The following is a 1857-nucleotide window of genomic DNA, read 5'->3' on the forward strand; positions in this document are numbered from 1 at the left end:
TTCTTGTATTTCTACAAGATACTCGCTAGCTAAAGTTTCATTAAAATTAATCCCCTTCAAAACGCGAAAATCACTACAACTGAAATAGCGATAACCAGGATACAACTCTTCACAAGTATTAATCATCCACGACATCGCACAAGTTGCCGGTAATACTGGTCTACCAGCAATTACATGGTCAAGCAAAAAGGGATTTTCTTCTAATGTCAATCGTCGCCGAATCCGGTAACTTTTTAATTCAGCATCCAACGGCGCTGGTGGTGGACTCATGGGATTGCCAATCACAACTTGTGTCGTCGAATGATGCGCTGGATGCAACTCATTGACCAACATTTGTGTGCCCACTTCTACCGGAATAATCTCAATTCCTCTCTCTGCAAATGCCTTTTTGAGTTCTGGCGTCACCATGCCACTATCCCAACCACCCCAATTAATCGCCACTACATGAGATTGCGGATATTGTTGCTTCCAAATATGCGCTGATTTGTTAAGAATTTCGTTAGCTATAGCATAATCTGTCTGTCCTATATTCCCATAAAATCCTGTGACTGAAGAAAACAAAATTAAATGTTGCAATTGCTCAGGATTCACACAATCCAGCAAGTTCTCTAAACCCTGTACTTTTGCTGTATAAACTTTCTCAAAATCCTGCTCTGTTTTCTTTTCTATTAACTTATCTGCTAAATTTCCCGCACCGTGAATAATTCCGGTAATTGTGCCCAAACGATTCACCGCAGCCGCTAATTTCTCTTTTAAAGCTGCCTTTTGTGTGACATCTACACTGATATATTCTGCTGTTGCTCCTGTTTGTTCAATCGCTGCTAATGTTTTTTTGATCTCCCTACTAGATGCAATTTGGTTATATATTTTTTGCACTATCATGGGTGTTGGTTTCTCTCCAGAGAAGATTAGATTCTCCATGATGCGTTTTTTTAATGCTGATTCTTCTGTACAATCAACCGCAAAATCTGGCTCATTTTCTAACAACTCAGAGCGACCTAAAAGGATAAATTTGCATGGTTGATGCTCTGCCAATTTAATCGTACATTGGGCTGTTATTCCCTTCGCTCCTCCACTCACCACAAATACATCTGATGAATTCAATTGCGCTGTTGGTGTCATATCAAATCTCTAGATAAATTCGCTAGCTATTAACCAAAAATTATTTTCTTACCCTGATAAAATACAAACACCCTCTAGTTATCAGTTATCAGATTTGTTAATAACTGATAACTGATAACTGATTTAACCAGCCTTAGCGATGAGGGTAACTCTGCCAAGGGAACCATACCCAACTTCTGCTATGTAGTTGTTGGGGTCGTGTAGTTCGGCAATAATATGCTGTACTGAATGTTGAGCATCTAATGAGGGACTCAAATCAATTGCTCTGGAAAATACTTTTGGCCATTCCCATCTCAAGGTCTTGGTTAATCCGAATAATCCTGCACCAACTATGCCAAAGTTGGTCTTATATTCCAACCCAAAAGCACCATCGAGATGAGCAACTGTGCAGAAACAAGCACGTCCTTTATTTGCGGCTTCATTGAGCGATTGTTTGAGATGTTTTGCCATCAAAAACACATGTTTAACGATCGCCTTTTCTATTTCTTGATGGTAACTACCTGTAAATACTGGATGTAGATGGATCAATCCCCCAATTGTACCGCAATGAGTGGCGATCGCTTGCAGTTGTTGTTGCAGATGTTCTTCGCTCATGTTGGCTAGGGTGACGCGCGTCACGCCTGTAGGTAAGGGTGATTGTTCAGAAACTAACGATTGCGGGAAACTCATGACTACTACTTTCCAATCTTGGGCAATCAGGGAATGAGCCAATTTTGAGGTGGTCAGAGAACCATC

1 protein-coding gene and 1 pseudogene are annotated in these 1857 nt (G+C 40.5%); both read right to left on the bottom strand.

Annotated features, from left to right (window positions below; all coding sequences use genetic code 11):
* The coding region (locus tag AC5JMF_RS26000; RefSeq protein ID WP_495798597.1) for an SDR family NAD(P)-dependent oxidoreductase at positions 1 to 1122 on the bottom strand (1122 nt) is incomplete at its 3' end.
* Between the two features lie 123 nt (positions 1123 to 1245).
* Positions 1246 to 1857: pseudogene (locus AC5JMF_RS26005) on the bottom strand (polyketide synthase); the annotation flags it as partial.

It is taken from the genome of Desmonostoc vinosum, from assembly GCF_059505385.1.